Genomic DNA, 14,126 nt, shown 5'->3' on the forward strand with positions numbered 1-14,126 from the left:
GCGCCGGCTCGGCTAGCGCACGGGCTCGATCGGCTGCGCCGTCAGCGCCGCTTCGTGCGCGTCGGCGAGCTCAGTGACCGCTCGTTCGAGTCCCGGGTCGTCGCCGCGCGCGAGCCCGGCGTACTGCAGGCGGACGCCCGCGCCCTCACCCTCGTCCTCGACGGCGATCCAGAGACGACGGCGGGGCACGAACAGGCTCGTGAGCAGTCCGAGGAACGCGAGCACCGACGAGATGAGAACCCCCGCCTGCGTGGGGTCGTGGTGCACGTCGATGCTGATGAATCGCGGCAGGCTGGAGAATTCGACCGAGCCGAGGCCGTCGGGCAGTTCGGCCGTGTCGCCGAGCGCGAGCACGAGCGACTCGGTGCCCGTCTCGCCGCCGGTGATCTGCGTGAGCTCGTCAACATTGAGCGAGTAGACGTTGCGCGGCACACCCTCGTTGATGCCCAGGTCGCCCGTGAACGCGTTGAGGGTCAGCACGGGCTGGTCGGGTTCGGGAAAGATCGACGCGAGCGCGCCCGACTCGAGCGTCACCGCCGAGGGGTAGAAGAAGCCGAGCAGTCCGACCTGCTCATCGAGGCCGTCGGGAACCTTGACGACGCCGAGGCTCGTGAGGTTCGCGTCTTGCGGCAGGAAGGGCACGGGTTGACTGAAGACCGGAGTGCCCTCGGGGTCGTAGACCGTGATCCACGGGGCGAAGCCGTTGCCGAGCAGGTAGCTCGTGGTGCCGCCGATCGCAATGGGTTCGTTGACCTTGATCTGACCCGACCGCTCGACGCCGTTCTCGACCACCGTCACCGAGGCGGTGTAGTCGAGCGGTATCGCCACGGGCACGCCTGACGTGGTGTCGATGTCGTAGACAGGCTCGAACTCGTCGAGCCGCACCGAGAAGGGGTCGAGCCGCGTCTCGTCGAAGAACCGGCCGGGGTTGAACGAGTCGAAGCTCGTGAGCTGGTTGGTGAAGGTCTGGCCCTCGATGATGACGCGCTGGCCGTTGTAGCCGAAGCCTCCGGCCATGCCGACCGTGAGCAGCACGCCCACGAGCGCGAAGTGGAACACGAGGTTGCCGGTCTCGCGGAGGTACCCGCGCTCCGCGCTGAGGGAGTCGCCGTAGCGCGCCACCCGGTAGCCCTGTCGGCGCAGCAGCCGCTCGCCGGCCTCGAGAGCGGCCGCAGCATCCACCGGCGCACGCCGTTCGGTGTGCCCGACGAGCCGGTTCAGGCGCGCCGGGGTGGCCGGTGGCGCGGCCCGCAGGGCACGCCAGTGGTGCTGCGTGCGCGGGATGACGCAGCCGATGAGCGAGACGAAGAGCAGCAGGTAGATGGCCGAGAACCACACCGAGCTGTAGGTGTCGAAGACCTGCAGGGCGTCGAGGATGGGGAACAGGTCAGGATTGTTCTCTTCGAACTGCACGACGCCGTTCGGGTCGGCCGAACGCTGCGGAACGAGCGAGCCGGGAATGGCGGCGACCGCGAGCAGCAGCAGCAGCACGAGGGCGGTGCGCATGCTCGTGAGCTGGCGCCAGCCGAAGCGCAGCCAGCCGCCGGCGTCGAGCTTGGGCTGCGCGATGCCCGACGACGGGGGCGCCGGCGCGTCACTGTCGTGATGGTCAGAGGGGCGTAACGGTTCCACCGATCACCGCCTGGAGGCTCGAGACGAACTGCTGCCAGAGACCCGTCACCATCGCGAGGCCGATGAGGATCAGCAGCGCGCCGCCGATGATGTTGATGACGCGGATGTTGCGCTTGAGCCAGTCGGTCGCGCCCGCCACCCAGCGGAAGCCGAGGGCGACGAGCAGGAACGGAATGCCCAAGCCGAGGCAGTACGCGAAACCGATGGCCGCCGCGCGCGCGACATCGCCCTCGTTCAGCACGAGCGCGTTGACGGCGATGAGGGTGGGGCCGATGCAGGGCGCCCAGCCGAGCCCGAACACGATGCCGAGCAGGGGGGCACCGCCGAGTCCCGTGGCGACCTGGATGCGCGGCGCGAGCGAGCGCTGCAGAAACGACACCTGCCCGATGAAGACGAGTCCCATGAGCATGACGATGACGCCGGCGATGCGCGTGATGAGGTCGATCCACGGCAGCAGCAGCAGACCCGCGGTCGCGAAGACGATCGAGAAGCCGACGAACACGACGCTGAAGCCGAGCACGAAGAGCGCGACGCCGAGCAGCAGCCGACCGCGCTTCTGCTCGAGCTCGGCACTGCTCGTCACGCCGCCGATGTAGGCGAGGTAGCCGGGCACGAGCGGCAGGACGCACGGCGAGGCGAAGGCGAGGAACCCGGCCGCGAGCGCGATCGGCAGGGCGAGCAGGAGGTTGCCGCTCAGCACGATCTCGCCGATGGGGTTGGCCGCCTGAGCGAGGGGGCCGCCGACAGCGACCGCGAGGCCGGTCACGACGCTTCGGCCAGAGTGTCGCTGATCATCGAGCGCAGCACGCTCGGCTCGCTCACGAGTCCGGCGATGCGGGCGGCGACGCGCCCCTCCTGGTCGAGCACGAGCGTCGTGGGCACGGCCGTGGGCGCCACCTGACCGGCGAACGCGAGACGCACGGCGCCATCGTTGACGTCGAGGATCGACGGATAGGTCACGCCGAACTCCTCGGCGAACGACAGCGCGGTCGGCGCCTGGTCGTAGATGTTGACGCCCAGGAAGCTCACGCCATCGGCGGCGAACTGCTGCGCGAGCGCTTCGAGGTCGGGGGCCTCGAGCCGGCAGGGCGGGCATCCGGCGTACCAGAAGTTCACGACGAGCACCTCGCCGCGGTAGTCGTCGCTCGAGACCGTGTCGCCGTTCTCGATGACCCCGGTGAACTCGATGGGCTCGCCCCGGTCGGCCTCGGCGATGACCGTGTACGCGCCGTCGCCCGAGATGTAGCCCTGACCGTTGCCCGAGCGGTACAGCTCGGCGAGGTCGTCGTTGGCGGTGCAGCCCGACAGCACGGCGGCGCTCACGAGGGCGAGCGCGATGACGGTGCTGCGGCGTACGCGGGTGCTCACACTGCTCCTAGGTCGGTGGCCTCGTTGAGCAATTCTGCGCCGCGCTCCTGATAGCCGGTCTCAGCGAAGCGGCCCTCGGCCCACGTGAAGCTCGTGACGCTCGAGAGCGAGCACCGGCGCTTGCGCGGGTCGTGGTGCAGCGGCTCGCCGGCAAGCGCGCGGTGCGCCATCCAGATCGGCAACTGGTGGCTGACCATGACGACCTCACCCGCGTCGACGGTCTCGCGCGCCTCGTTCATCGCGGCGAGCATCCGTGCCGCGACGTCGGCGAAGGGCTCGCCCCAGCTCGGTAGGCGGGGATTGCGCAGCAGGTGCCAGTTGCGCGGGTCGGCGATCGTGCGGCCGTCCATGCGCTTGCCCTCGAAGCGATTGGTCGGCTCGATGAGGCGCTCGTCGGTGCGGATGTCGAGGCCGAACGCCTCGGCCCACGGTGCCGCCGATTCCTGCGCGCGCTGCAGGGGGCTGGCGTAGAGGGCGGTCACCGGATGCCCGGCCAGACCCGTGACGGCCGCGGCGGCCATGCGATGCCCGAGGTCGCTGAGCCCGAACCCCTCGAGCCGCCCGTAGAGCACGTGCGCGGGGTTGTGCACCTCGCCGTGGCGCACGAGATGAACGAGGTCGGCGGGCATGCGCCCAGTCTAGAGTTCGGCGCCTTTGGCGCCGCCGAGAGCGGCGGCCGGGCAGCACAGCGCCGCCGCCGAGAGCCCCTCTCCCCGCCGGTAGGCTTGGGCCTCATGACTCGCACCGTGATCGCGCACCTCGCCCCCCTGCCCGACGGCCCCGTGACCGTCGCCGGATGGGTCGAGACGGTGCGCGATCAGAAGAAGGTGCAGTTCGTCATCCTGCGCGACGAGTCGGGGGCCGTGCAGCTCGTGAACCCGGCGACGCGCGACCTCGAGGAGGGCGCCTCGGCCGAGGAGCTCGCCGCCGCCGCGCTCACCGAGACGATCGGCGGGCTCGCCCACGGCACGATGGTGCGCATCACCGGCGAGCTCAAGCACGACGAGCGCGTCAAGCTGGGCGGCATCGAGGTGAAGATCGCCGCGCTCGAGGTCGTGAGCGAGGCCCTGCCCGAGACCCCCATCGCCGACGACTCGAGCCTCGACAAGCGTCTCGACTGGCGCTTCCTCGACCTGCGGCGCCCCGAGGCCTCGCTCATCTTCAAGATCCAGACCACCTTCGAGCATGCGCTGCGCAGCTGGTGGGTCGAGCGCGACTTCATCGAGATCCACACGCCCAAGCTCATGGCGAGCGCGTCGGAGAGCCGTGCCGAGCTCTTCGAGATGGAGTACTTCGAGACGAAGGCCTACCTCGCTCAGAGCCCGCAGTTCTTCAAGCAGATGGCGCAGCCGGCCGGCTTCGGCAAGGTCTTCGAGATCGCGCCCGCGTTCCGCGCCGACCCGTCGTTCACCTCGCGCCACGCTACCGAGTTCACGTCGATCGACGCCGAGGTCAGCTGGATCGACTCGCACGAGGACGTCATGGCGATGCACGAGCAGCTCCTGGTTGCCGGGTTCACCGCTGTCGTCGAGAAGCACGGTGCCGCGATCGAGGCCGCGTTCGGGGTCGAGGTGAGCGTGCCCACGATGCCGTTCCCCCGCATCCCGCTCGCCGAGGCGCGCCAGATCGTCGCCGACGGCGGCTACGAGATCCCCCGCGCCGACGGCGATCTCGACCCCGAGGGCGAGCGCCGCCTGAGCGCCTGGGTGAAGGCCAACCACGGCAGCGACTTCGTGTTCGTCACCGACTACGCCACGGGCATCCGGCCGTTCTACCACATGCGCCGTGAGGGCGACCCGAGCATCACGAACAGCTACGACCTGCTCTACAACGGCACCGAGATCTCGACCGGCGCGCAGCGCGAGCACCGCGTCGACGTGCTCATCGCGCAGGCGAAGGAGAAGGGCCTCGAGCCGGAGGAGCTCGAGTTCTACCTCGACTTCTTCCGCTACGGCGTGCCGCCGCACGGCGGTTTCGGGATGGGACTCGCGCGCGTGCTCATGCTCATGCTGGGGCTCGGCTCGATCCGCGAGACGACGTACCTGTTCCGCGGACCGACCCGCCTGCTGCCGTAGGGCCCGGGGCCACCCGCGCGCGGCACGCCCCGCACCGCACCGCCTCGAGCCATGAGGCGGCGCGTTGGCGATGACCGTGAACGTTCATTGTCATGGCGAACGGGCGGTGTCATTGCGCGGACGACCATCCACGGTCGGGCGCGAGGTCGGGCGCGAGGTCGGGCGCGAGGTCGGGCGCGGGCGGAACGCTCGCCTAGGTCAGGTCGACGACCGTCGCACCCGCGGCGTTCTTCATGACCGACTCGACGGCGCTCTTCGCCGACGACTTCTGTACGTAGTTCTCGCTCACCGCGAGCGTCTGGCCGTTGCTCGACACGATGCGCCAGAAGTACGGCTGCTTCTCGCTCTTGCCCTTGACGATCTCGAACTTCATCGGTCTCTCCCGTCTGTGGACGGCCACGATGCCGACCCTGTTCGGGATGCTATGCGCCCGCCGCGCGACCCGCCAGACCCTGCCGCGAACGAGCGCCGACGCGCGTGATCAGGCCGCGAAGTCGGGGCGGATGCGCCAGCCGGTGTACTGCTCCAGCTGGGCCAGCAGCGTGAGGGCCTGCAGCCGCGCGTGGTCGTCGCTGATCGTCGAGTAGACGTCGATCGCGAGCGGCGGCGGCTCGCCGAACTTGGGGATCTCGATCTCGACCCACGCGCCGTCGCGGTGGGCGCCGTCGAGCAGCACGTAGGGGCTCATCGTGCGCTGCTGTTCGACGGGGCTGTCGACGGCGAGGGCGACGATGGCGAGCGCATCCAGCTTCGTCACGGCGCTCATGACGACGATCGTCGCGCAGTACTCCGCCGGTGGGGCGGGACGGCGCAGCAGTTGCCGAAGCGGTTCGAGCATGCGATCACGCTAAGCGGCGAGCCTGAACAGCCGCCGGGGGAATAGGGGTAGCGGTCTATGCGTTTGCATCGATATCATCGAGCGACCACACGAAGGAGCATCGGTCATGACCGCACCCACGCAGGGCCTGCACCACGTCACCGCGATCGCGGGCGACCCCCAGAAGAACATCGACTTCTACATCACCGGCCTCGGCCTGCGGCTCGTGAAGAAGACCGTCAACTTCGACGACCCGGGCACCTACCACCTCTACTACGGCGACGAGTCGGGCCGCCCGGGAACCCTCATGACCTTCTTCCCGTGGCGCGGCATCCAGCCCGGACGCATCGGTGCGGGCCAGTCGACCTCGACGGCCTTCTCGGTGCCCGCGGGCTCGCTCGGCTGGTGGGTCGACCACTTCGCCTCGGTCGGCGCCGAGGCGCGCATCACCTCGACCTCCTCGAGCGAAGAGCGCCTGCTCGTGCACGACCCCGACGGCCTGCAGATCGAGCTCGTCGCGACGCACGAGCACGACCCGCGCGACCCGTGGGACTCGGCGAGCGTGCCCGCCGAGCACGCCATCCGCGGCCAGCACTCGAGTGTGCTCACCGTGCGCGACGCCGAGCAGACGATCGCCCTCATGGTCAATGACCTGGGGATGCGCGTGGTCGAGACCGAGGGCAACCGCACCCGGCTCGCCGCGGGCGACGGCATGCCCGGCGCCCTCGTCGACGTGCACGCCTCGAACCTCGTGCAGCCGGGCCTCACCGCCGGTGGCACCGTGCACCACATCGCCTTCCGGGTGCCCGACCAGACCACGCAGCAGCTGTGGCGCGACGAGCTCGCGAGCAAGGGTCACCGCGTCACCGAGATCCTCGACCGCCAGTACTTCACGAGCATCTACTTCCGCGAGCCGGGCGGCGTGCTCTTCGAGATCGCGACCGACACCCCCGGCTTCGACATCGACGAGCCCCTGCTCGAGCTCGGTCGCTCGCTCAAGCTGCCGCCGTGGCTCGAGCCCTCGCGCGAGCAGATCGAGCACGCCGTGATCCCGATCTCGGTGCCCGACGAGAACAACCCCGAGGTCGCCGCATGACCGGCAGCACCGTCGCCCTGCCCGAAGGCGGGCTCGCGGCCTGGCCCCACGTGTTCGTGCCCGGCGAGCCGGGCGCACCCGTGCTGCTGACGCTGCACGGCACGGGCGGAACCGAGACCGAGATCACCGCCCTCGCCACCCCCCTCGACCCCCGCGCGTCGGTGCTCTCGCCGCGCGGGCGGGTGCGCGAGGGCGGTGCATCCCGCTGGTTCCGTCGCATGGGCGAGGGTGTCTTCGACGTCGATGACGTGATCGTGCGTGCGGGCGAGCTCGCCGCGTTCATCACGGCGGCGCGCGAGGAGTACGCGCTGGCGGATGCTCCGCTCACCGCCGTCGGATTCAGCAACGGCGCCAACATCGCCCTCGCGACCGCCCTGCTCCACCCGGGCGTGCTCACCCGAGTGGTGGCGTTCTCGGGCATGTACCCCTTCGGCGACCGCGACCCGATTGGCGATGCGACTGGGGTGGAGCTGCTGCTGCTCAACGGCACCGGCGACCCCATGGCCCCCGCCGGCAGTGTCGACGTGCTCGAGCGCACGGCGACGCAGCACGGGGCATCCGTGACCCGCATCAGCCGACCCGGCGGCCACGGCATCGACAGCACCGAGCTGCAGGCCGCACAGGAGTGGTTGGCCCGCTGACAGCGCGCGGGCGGTGTGCGAGTCTGGCACCGCCCGACCGATCAGAGGGAGCCCCATGACCGACCCCGCGCCCACTGCCGCTCTCGCCGACGCCTGCGTGCGGCTCGGGGTTCCGCTGCGCCTCGGCCCGGCCTCGCTGCGGCCGATCGCGCCGCACGCGCCCGTCGCCGGGCCGGCGATGCCCGTGACACACGCGGGCAGCGTCGACGTCTTCCTCGAGGCGATCGACGACGCTCCACCGGGCGCCGTGCTCGTGGTCGACAACGGCGGGCGCGATGACGAGGCCTGCGTGGGCGACCTCGTCGCGCTCGAGGCACGCGAGGCGGGGCTCGCCGGGCTCGTCGTGTGGGGCCGGCACCGCGACACGGCGCAGATCGTCGAGATGGGCATCCCGCTGCACAGCCGGGGGGCGTTGCCGGCCGGACCGCGCCGCGTGCCCCCGGCCGGCCGCGCCATGCGCTCGGCGTGGCTCGACGGGGTCGAAGTGACGGCTGACGACGTGATCGCGGCCGACGACGACGGCGTGCTCGTGATCGCCGCGTCCGCGTGGCCGCAGGTGGCCGAGGCCGCGCGGCAGATTCAGGCGATCGAGCTCGCGCAGGCCGAGCGCATGCGCGGCGGCGAGAGCCTGCGGGCGCAGCTCGACTTCGCGGCGTACCGCGCGCGACAAGCGGCCGAGCCCGACCTCAGCCTGCGGCGCTACCTCGCCGAGCGCGGCGGCGCGATCGAGGTCTGACGGGCGACCGAAGCTCTCGACCTCACGTGCGGCTCGGCCAGGTCCAGGCCGGACCCTCGAGCGGCAGCTGGCCGCGCACGGTCGTCGCCGCGCCCGCGCGTTCGAGCTCGATGACCCCGGCGTCGTCGCGCAGCGCCCGCACAAGCCCGTCCGCGTGCGAGACCACGACGACCTGCGTCTGCTGGGCGGCAAGGGCGATGAGTCCGGCGAGCGCCGGCAGCAGCCGAGGGTGCAGGCTCGCCTCGGGCTCGTTGAGCACGAGCAACCCGGGAGGGCGCGGTGCGAGCAGCACCGTCGCGAGCAGCAGGAACCGCAGCGTGCCATCGCTCAACTCCGCGGCCTCGAACGAGCGGGAGATGCCCGGCTGCTGCAGACCGACGCGGGCGATCCCCCGATCGTCTTCCTCGACGACAGCCCGGGCCCCGTCGAAGGCATCGCCGATGGCGCGCTGCAGCGCCTCCGCGTTGCCGACCCGCAGCAGAGTCGCCAGGGCGCCCGGCAGCGTGCCGCCGTCGCCCGAGAGCACCGGCGTGAAGGTCGCCGGGCCGGGGCGCCGGGCGGAAGCATCCGGGTCCGTGCGCAGCGCATCGAAGAACCGCCAGCCGCGCGCCCGCTCCCGTAGCGCGAAGAGCTCGGGTGCCGAGTCGGGGTCGGCCAGCGTCGCGAGCATCGATTCGGTGGGGTGCACGCTCCACGGCGCGATCTCGAGGGTGCCGGATGCCCCGCGCACGCGAACCCGAAGAGACCGGCGGTCGGCGGCGGTGGTCGAGGGCCGCAGCGTCTCGCCCGCCCAGACGACCTCGCTCTTCACCTCGGGGTCGAGGGGGAAGGGGCTGACGCCGGGCTGCGGAAGCCCCAGGTCGATGGCGTACGACAGCTCATCGGCGGCGAACCCGAGCCGCAGCGCAACGGCGTCGCGGCCGCGGCGATCACCCGCGTGCAGGGCGCTGCGCAGCCCGCCTTCGGCGGCCAGAGAGCGCAGAGCCCCCTCGCGCACCACCTCTGAGAGCAGTCGCAGCGCGCGGTAGAGGTTCGACTTGCCGCTGCCGTTGGCACCCGTCACCACGGTGAGCGGCGACAGCTCGACGATGAGGTGCTGGATCGACCGATAGTTCTCGACGGCCAGGGTGCGCAGCATGGCGTCAGCCTAAAGGCGACGACCGACGGATGCTCAGCTCGGCAGGTTCGCTTCGATGAGCGCCACGATCTCGGGCGCATCGGGCTTCACGTTGGGACGGAAGCGGTGCACCTCGCCGCTCGGCAGCACGAGGAACTTCTCGAAGTTCCACGTGACGGGGCCGGCCATGCCGTGCGCATCGGGCGCCTGCACGAGCTCAGCGTAGAGCGGGTGCCGCTTCTTGCCGTTGACCTTCGCCTTCTCGGTCATCGGGAACGTGACGCCCCACGTCGTGCTGCAGTACTCGGCGATCTTCTCCTCGCTCGACAGTTCTTGCAGGAACTGGTTCGAGGGCACGCCGAGCACGGTGAAGCCGCGGTCGCCGTAGGTCTTCTGCAGCTGCTCGAGGTCGGCGTACTGCGGAGCGAGCCCGCAGCGCGATGCCACGTTGACGACGAGTACGACCTTGCCGGCGAACTCGCCGAACGTGGTCGCCCGGCCGTCGAGCATGGTGAGCGGGGCATCCACGAGCGTCGTCATGGAAGAAGCGTATGGCGCGCGCCTGAGCGGGCGCGGCGTGTCACCTGTGCTGAGTGTTCATGCCGCATTCACTCGAGATAACCGGTGCATTCCTCTTCTTTCGCTGTTAGGTTGACCGCGAGGGCCGACCCTGACGACGCGAGCCGACCCCACGACAGGTGGTGGAAGGGAGTCTCATGTGCCTCGCATGTGATTGGGCCGAGTACGTCAAGAAGCAAGATGCACGCGAGGCGTGGATCACGAGACGGCCGTCGTCCGACGACCCGGCGCGTCTCGACGGACGACCGGACGCGCTCGCCCGCGCCTCGGGCGAGCACATCGTCTTCAGGAACGGGGTGGTCTATACCGCGGTCGCGGGAGCATCGATCGAGAGTGCCGTCGTCATCGATCACGGCGAGATCATCTACGTCGGCGATGACGAAGGCGCTTCGGCCTTCGAAGACTCCAGCGCACGCGTGGTCGATCTCGACGGCCGGATGCTCCTGCCCGGCTTCGTCGAAGCGCACATCCACCCCATCGTCGGCAGCACCATCACACGTGGCGTTGATCTGCAGTTCGACACGCTCGACGAGACCCTCGCGGCGCTGCGGTCGTACAAGGACGAGATCGGCGCCGTCGACATCGTGCGCGGCTTCGGGTGGCGCTATACCGCCTTTCCTCCGACCGGACCCGTCAAGGCCGATCTCGATGCAATCTGGCCCGACACACCGGTCGTGCTCTTTGCGATCGATGGCCACTCGGCGTGGGCTAACTCGCGCGCGCTCGAGCTCGCGGGCGTGACGCGTGACGCACCCGACCCCAACCCGGGCTTCAGCTTCTTCCAGCGCGACGAGTCGGGTGAACCGACCGGCTGGCTCGTCGAAGTCGCCGCCATCTTCAGTGTGCTGATGCCGATCGCCCCCTACACCGGTGAGTACATCGTGGATGCTCTCGCCGACTGGATGCCGAAGGCCTCGGCAGCGGGCATCACCAGCCTGTTCGACGCGGGAATCATCCTGATTCCTGAAGAAGAGGGGTTTGAGATCTACAGCGACTTCGAGCGGCGCGGGGCCCTGCCCTTCCGGCTCGTCGGGTCGTTCTACCATTTCGATCCCGCGGTCGACCCGGTGCCGATCATCACGGGACTGCGCGATCGTTTCGCCACCGAGCTCGTCAGCGCACGCGTGCTCAAGATCAACATCGATGGCGGAGACGCGCAACGTACCGCCGCAATGCTCGAGCCCTACAGCGATGACCCCTCAACCTCCGGAGACACGATCCTGCCGATCGACGTGCTCAACGAGACCGTCCTCCGTGCCGATCTCGAGGGTCTCGATCTGCACTTCCACTCATTCGGCGACCGCGGCATCCGTGTGACCCTCGACGCGCTCGAGAAGGCGATCTCGGCCAACCCTCCTCGCGACCGCCGCCACACGATGGCGCACCTCGTCGTCGTCAATGACGCCGATCTGCCTCGGTTCGCCGAGCTCGGCGTCATCGGGCAATTCACCTCGCAGTGGGCCGTTCCGGATGCGTTCTGGAATGGTGTGACTCGGGAGCGATGGGGAGACGAGCGGGCGAACTCGACGTACCGCTTCGGCACGCACCTGCGCACTGGTGCGCGGCTCACGCTCGGTACTGACTGGCCGGCCGCCAGTCACTACAGCACCTACGAGCCGCTCAAAGCGATCCAGATCGCGGTGACGCGTCAAGAACTCGGACGGGAAGACTCCACCGAGCCGCTCACGCCTGCCGACGAGCGCATCACGCTCGACGAGGCCCTCCGTGCGAACACCATCGACGCCGCATTCCAACTGAGGCTCGACGACACGGTGGGCACGATCGAGGTCGGCAAGCGGGCCGACCTCATCGTGCTGGACAAGAACCTGTTCGATCTCCCGCCCGCGCAGATCAGCTCAGCACGAGTCGTGCTGACCCTCATGGATGGGGTTATTCGGCACCAAGAGCTCTAGGTCGAGCTCGACGATCGCTCGCGGGCGACGTCTCCGACCCGGTCAGGCCTCAGGTCGAGCCGGCGCAGCAGCTGCGCGTTGAGCGCGACCACGACCGTCGAGGCCGACATGAGCAGCGCCCCGATCGACATCGGAAGGATGAAGCCGATGGGCGCGAGCACGCCCGCCGCGAGCGGCACCGAGATGAGGTTGTAGCCCGCGGCCCACCACAGGTTCTGCTGCATCTTGCGGTAGCTCGCGCGTGAGAGCTCGATAACCGAGAGCACCGAGCGCGGGTCGTCGCTCGCGAGGATCACCCCGGCCGAGCCGATGGCCACATCGGTGCCGGCGCCGATCGCGATGCCGACATCGGCCGCGGCGAGCGCCGGGGCGTCGTTGACGCCGTCGCCGACCATCGCGACACTGAGGCCCTCGGCCTGCAGCTCGGCGACCTTCGCCGCCTTGTCCTGCGGGCGAACTCCGGCGAAGACGCGGTCGATGCCGAGCTCGGCGGCCACCGAGTGCGCCACGGCCTCCGCGTCGCCGGTGATCATGACGACGGTGATGCCGAGGTTATGCAGGGCATCCACCGCCAGCCGCGATTCGGCCCGCACCTCGTCGGCGAGCGCGAGCGCGCCGACCACCTCGTCGTCGACGAGCACGTGCAGGATCATCGCGCCCTGCCCGCGCCAGGTGTCGGCGACGGCGAGCTCGCCGGCGCCGTGACGCTCGAGCATGCCGGGGCCGCCGACGCTGACGGTGCGCCCGTCGACCATGGCCGTGACGCCGAGCGCGGGGCTCGAGGTGAACTCCGTGGCGGTCGGAATACTGAGATCGCGCTCCGTCGCCGCCCGCACGATGGCCTTGGCGAGCGGGTGCTCGCTGTCGGTCTCGGCGGCGGCGGCGAGCGCGAGCAGCTCGTCCTCCGTGTGGGGGCCCGCAGCCTCGACGGCGGTCACGGACGGAGCGCCCTTCGTGAGGGTGCCGGTCTTGTCGAACAGCACGGCGCTCACGGTGCGCATCCGCTCGAGCGCGAGGCGGTCCTTGACCAGCACGCCACCGCGGGCCGCGCGCTCGGTGGCGATCGACACGACGAGCGGGATCGCGAGGCCGAGCGCGTGGGGGCACGCGATGACGAGCACGGTGATGGTGCGGATGATCGCGTCGCCGGGCATCCCGAGCGAGAACCAGACGATCGCCGTGATCGCGGCCGCCCCGAGGGCGAACCAGAACAGCCAGGCGGCGGCAACATCGGCGAGGCGCTGCGCGCGCGAGGTCGAAGCTTGCGCATCGGCGACGAGGCGACGGATGCCCGCGAGCGCCGTGTCATCGCCAACGGCCGTGATCGAGACGCGAACCCCTGAATCGGTCGCCACCGTTCCGGCGACGACGTGGTCGCCTGGCTCGCGGCGCACGGTTCGCGACTCTCCGGTGATCATCGACTCGTCGAAGGAGGCCGAGCCGTCGGCGATCGTTCCGTCGGCCGGCACGCGCGCGCCCGGTCGCACGATGACGAGGTCGCCGACGCCGAGCTCATCGGGGCGGACCGTCTCGACCCCGCCGTCGGTGACGCGCTCGGCCTCATCGGGCAGCAGGGCCGCGAGCGAGTCGAGCGCGCTCGTGGTCTGGGCGAGCGACCGCATCTCGATCCAGTGGCCGAGCAGCATGATGACGACGAGCAGCGCGAGTTCCCACCAGAAGTCGAGCTCGTGCGAGAGCAGGCCGAGGCTCGCGCCCATGCTCGAGAGGAACGCCGTTGTGATGGCCAAGCCGATCAGCAGCATCATGCCGGGCTTGCGGGCCTTCAGCTCGTCGACGGCGCCCGTGAGGAACGGGCGACCGCCCCATACGAAGATGACGGTACCGAGCACGGGCGAGACCCATTCGATGCTCGGGATGCCCGGCAACTCGTAGCCCAGGATCATCGCGAACATCGCGCTGAAGCCGACGACGGGGAGGGCGAGCAGGAGGTTCCACCAGAAGAGGCGGCGGAACTGGGCGACGTGGTCGCCGTGGCCGGCGTGACCGCCGTGACCGCCGTGAGCATCGTGAGCCTCGTGGCCCGCGTGAGCCTGATGACCGGCGTGCTCGTCGAGAGTTGCCTGCTGGTCGTGGGTGCCATGCGTGGTGTTCATGCGCACAACATATACCCCCCCTGGGTATGGGTCAACCC

At 70.1% G+C, this 14,126-nt stretch carries 14 protein-coding genes; 5 read left to right on the forward strand and 9 right to left on the reverse strand.

Annotation, left to right across the window (positions count from 1 at the left end):
- Positions 1 to 12 precede the first annotated feature (12 nt).
- The 4 genes from resB to NNL39_RS03980 are packed head-to-tail and all read right to left on the reverse strand — an operon-like array spanning position 13 to position 3,629.
- Positions 13 to 1,632, reverse strand: a complete 1,620-nt coding sequence (gene resB / locus NNL39_RS03965; protein ID WP_255160401.1) for a cytochrome c biogenesis protein ResB — start codon at positions 1,630 to 1,632, stop codon at positions 13 to 15.
- The gene (locus NNL39_RS03970; protein ID WP_255160884.1) at positions 1,610 to 2,344 is read right to left on the reverse strand and encodes a cytochrome c biogenesis CcdA family protein; all 735 of its coding nucleotides are present in this window, start codon (positions 2,342 to 2,344) and stop codon (positions 1,610 to 1,612) included. The genes resB and NNL39_RS03970 overlap by 23 nt, the downstream gene beginning before the upstream one ends.
- A 50-nt stretch (positions 2,345 to 2,394) precedes the next feature.
- On the reverse strand, positions 2,395 to 3,000 hold the full coding sequence (locus NNL39_RS03975; RefSeq protein WP_255160402.1) for a TlpA family protein disulfide reductase: 606 nt from the start codon (positions 2,998 to 3,000) through the stop codon (positions 2,395 to 2,397).
- Complete coding sequence (locus NNL39_RS03980) at positions 2,997 to 3,629, reverse strand: histidine phosphatase family protein (protein ID WP_255160403.1); 633 nt, start codon at positions 3,627 to 3,629, stop codon at positions 2,997 to 2,999. The genes NNL39_RS03975 and NNL39_RS03980 overlap by 4 nt, the downstream gene beginning before the upstream one ends.
- Before the next feature lie 105 nt (positions 3,630 to 3,734).
- On the opposite strand from NNL39_RS03980, the gene aspS reads away from it, so the two are divergent.
- Entirely contained in the window at positions 3,735 to 5,075 is a 1,341-nt protein-coding gene (gene aspS, locus NNL39_RS03985; protein WP_255160404.1) for an aspartate--tRNA(Asn) ligase, read from the forward strand.
- 193 nt (positions 5,076 to 5,268) lie between these two features.
- On the opposite strand, the gene NNL39_RS03990 is transcribed toward aspS, so the two are convergent.
- Both NNL39_RS03990 and NNL39_RS03995 read right to left on the reverse strand, forming a co-directional pair.
- The gene (locus NNL39_RS03990) at positions 5,269 to 5,448 is read right to left on the reverse strand and encodes a YegP family protein (RefSeq protein WP_255160405.1); all 180 of its coding nucleotides are present in this window, start codon (positions 5,446 to 5,448) and stop codon (positions 5,269 to 5,271) included.
- A gap of 108 nt (positions 5,449 to 5,556) precedes the next feature.
- On the reverse strand, positions 5,557 to 5,913 hold the full coding sequence (locus NNL39_RS03995; RefSeq protein ID WP_255160406.1) for a hypothetical protein: 357 nt from the start codon (positions 5,911 to 5,913) through the stop codon (positions 5,557 to 5,559).
- Between the two features lie 106 nt (positions 5,914 to 6,019).
- Between NNL39_RS03995 and NNL39_RS04000 the strand changes: the two genes are divergently transcribed.
- The 3 genes from NNL39_RS04000 to NNL39_RS04010 are packed head-to-tail and all read left to right on the forward strand — an operon-like array spanning position 6,020 to position 8,365.
- Positions 6,020 to 6,988, forward strand: coding sequence for a ring-cleaving dioxygenase (locus NNL39_RS04000; protein ID WP_255160407.1), 969 nt, complete (start codon positions 6,020 to 6,022; stop codon positions 6,986 to 6,988).
- A complete protein-coding gene (locus tag NNL39_RS04005) occupies positions 6,985 to 7,629 on the forward strand; it encodes an alpha/beta hydrolase (RefSeq protein ID WP_255160408.1) in 645 nt (214 codons plus the stop codon). The genes NNL39_RS04000 and NNL39_RS04005 overlap by 4 nt, the downstream gene beginning before the upstream one ends.
- A gap of 55 nt (positions 7,630 to 7,684) precedes the next feature.
- Positions 7,685 to 8,365, forward strand: a complete 681-nt coding sequence (locus NNL39_RS04010) for an RraA family protein (RefSeq protein ID WP_255160409.1) — start codon at positions 7,685 to 7,687, stop codon at positions 8,363 to 8,365.
- A 22-nt stretch (positions 8,366 to 8,387) separates the two neighbouring features.
- Here the strand turns inward: NNL39_RS04010 and NNL39_RS04015 are convergent, their stop codons facing one another.
- Both NNL39_RS04015 and NNL39_RS04020 read right to left on the reverse strand, forming a co-directional pair.
- On the reverse strand, positions 8,388 to 9,503 hold the full coding sequence (locus NNL39_RS04015) for an AAA family ATPase (RefSeq protein ID WP_255160410.1): 1,116 nt from the start codon (positions 9,501 to 9,503) through the stop codon (positions 8,388 to 8,390).
- A gap of 33 nt (positions 9,504 to 9,536) precedes the next feature.
- Positions 9,537 to 10,022 carry a glutathione peroxidase gene (locus NNL39_RS04020; RefSeq protein ID WP_255160411.1) on the reverse strand — a complete coding sequence of 162 codons (486 nt, stop codon included), beginning with the start codon at positions 10,020 to 10,022 and terminating at the stop codon, positions 9,537 to 9,539.
- A gap of 176 nt (positions 10,023 to 10,198) precedes the next feature.
- Here NNL39_RS04020 and NNL39_RS04025 point away from each other — a divergent pair, with 176 nt between their 5' ends.
- The gene (locus tag NNL39_RS04025) at positions 10,199 to 11,974 is read left to right on the forward strand and encodes an amidohydrolase (protein WP_255160412.1); all 1,776 of its coding nucleotides are present in this window, start codon (positions 10,199 to 10,201) and stop codon (positions 11,972 to 11,974) included.
- Here the strand turns inward: NNL39_RS04025 and NNL39_RS04030 are convergent.
- On the reverse strand, positions 11,971 to 14,088 hold the full coding sequence (locus NNL39_RS04030; protein WP_255160413.1) for a heavy metal translocating P-type ATPase: 2,118 nt from the start codon (positions 14,086 to 14,088) through the stop codon (positions 11,971 to 11,973). The two genes, NNL39_RS04025 and NNL39_RS04030, sit on opposite strands and share 4 nt — an antisense overlap.
- Positions 14,089 to 14,126: the final 38 nt, after the last annotated feature.

It is taken from the genome of Microcella humidisoli, assembly GCF_024362325.1.
Taxonomy (GTDB): Bacteria; Actinomycetota; Actinomycetes; order Actinomycetales; family Microbacteriaceae; genus Microcella; species Microcella humidisoli.